Origin of the sequence: Deinococcus frigens DSM 12807, assembly GCF_000701425.1 — a bacterium.
Taxonomy (GTDB): domain Bacteria; phylum Deinococcota; class Deinococci; order Deinococcales; family Deinococcaceae; genus Deinococcus; species Deinococcus frigens.
On record NZ_JNIW01000136.1, the window covers coordinates 1 to 1831 of the forward strand.

Annotated in this window: 1 protein-coding gene; it reads right to left on the minus strand. The window is 65.4% G+C overall.

Annotated elements, in window-relative coordinates:
- Positions 1–137: 137 nt before the first annotated feature.
- The coding region (locus tag Q322_RS0119975) for a putative bifunctional diguanylate cyclase/phosphodiesterase (protein ID WP_156953199.1) at positions 138–1831 on the minus strand (1694 nt) is incomplete at its 5' end.

Consider the following 1831-nt stretch of genomic DNA (forward strand, 5'->3'; position numbering starts at 1 on the left):
GCCTGGTTGGAAACCCAGCCAGATCTCATCTCCCAGCAGACCCTCTTCCATTGGTGGCCCTTGTCAAGGAATTAATCGGAGTCAGTATCAGGTACTCAGATCAGCAGCGCACACCTCGCGCGTCCCGCAGTGCGGCTTCAATTCAAGCGCTTTTGCCAGTCGGTCTGCGCTCCAGGCAGCCCCCGGTCAAGCAGTTCGGTCAGGTGCTCGGCGTCCAGGGGCCGGGCAAAATAGTAGCCCTGGCCGAAATCGCAGCCAAAACTGCGGACCGCCTCCATCTGCGCCACCGTCTCGACGCCCTCGGCCACCACCCGGAGATCGAGGGTACGCGCGATGCCCACGATGGCCGTGATCAGCGCCACGGCGTATTGCGGGGCGCGGCGAGGCGCGGCGAGGTCCTCGATAAACGAGCGGTCGATCTTGATACACCCGATGGGCAGATCGCGCAGGTAGGCCAGCGAGGAGTATCCGGTGCCGAAATCGTCGATGGTGATCTCGACGCCCAGCCGCTGCAAGCCCCGCAGCGCGGCCTGCACCAGAGCCGGGCTTTGCATCACCGCGCCCTCGGTCAGTTCCAGCTCCAGTTTATAGGCGGGCAGACCGCTAAGCAGCAGCGCCTGTTTGACCTCGTCGACAAAGCCCGGCTGCGCGAACTGTACCGGCGAGACGTTGACCGTGACCGTGCCAGCCCAGCCGTGGGCCTCACGCCAGCGGCGGGCCTGCATGCACGCCCGCTCGAGGACCCAGCGGCCCACCGACATGATCTGACCGCTGGTTTCGGCGATGGGAACGAAAACGCCGGGCGAGACCTCGCCGAATTCCGGGTGGTTCCAGCGCAGCAGGGCCTCGATCTTGCTCATCTCTCCGGTCTCCAGGTGGTAGATCGGCTGGTAGACCAGCGTGAGCTGTTCGCGGGCCAGCGCCGACTGGAATTCGCGGGTCAGCAGCACCGTGCGCTCTAGCTGGGCGTCGAGCGCCGCGTCAAAGCGGCGCACCCCGTTGCGCCCGGCCCTCTTGATCTGGTACATCGCGGCGTCGGCGTGTCGCAGCAGGGTCTCCGTGTCCTGTCCGTCATCCGGATAGGCGCTGACCCCGATGCTGGCGCTAAGCTGGACCTGCTGGCCACGCACGGTAAAGGGTACGGCCAGGCCCGCCAGCAACTGCTGGGCCAGGACCGTGGCCCAGGTGGGGGAGGTGCCCTTGACCACCACCACGAATTCGTCCCCACCGATGCGGGCCGCCAGATCCCGCGTCTTCAGGGCGGCCCGCAGCCGCGCGGCAAATTCCCGCAAGACCTCGTCACCCGCGCTGTGGCCCAGCGTATCGTTGACCATCTTGAAGCCGTCCACATCGATAAACAGCAGCGTGAAAGCCTCGTGGCGTCCCACGGCCTCGTCCAGCTCACGCTCCAGGCGCAGGCGGCTGGGCAGGCCGGTTAGCAGGTCCGTGTCGACCAGGCGCTCCAGCGTCTGCGCCTGCGCCTGGATGCCCGAGAGCCGATCCTTGTAGCCGATGAACGCCTGGGTCAGGGTCAGCAAGGTCAGGTTGGCCAGCAGCATCTCGGTCAGCGCGAACAGCACCCCGCCGGTCTGCGCGGTCCAGCCGTTCAGCGCGGCGTACCCGACGCTGCACAGCGTCATGGCCGCGAAGAAGATAAAGGTGATGTTACGCGCTGCGTTCAAACTGGGAATGAACAGGGAGAGGACATAGATCGCTGGAATCCAGAAGAACGACTCAGTCATCTCGGCCTGGACCAACAGGCCGGGCACGGGGAGGTACAGCACGTAGATCAGCTTGCCCAGGAAAAACAGGCAGGACAGCAGCACCAGGG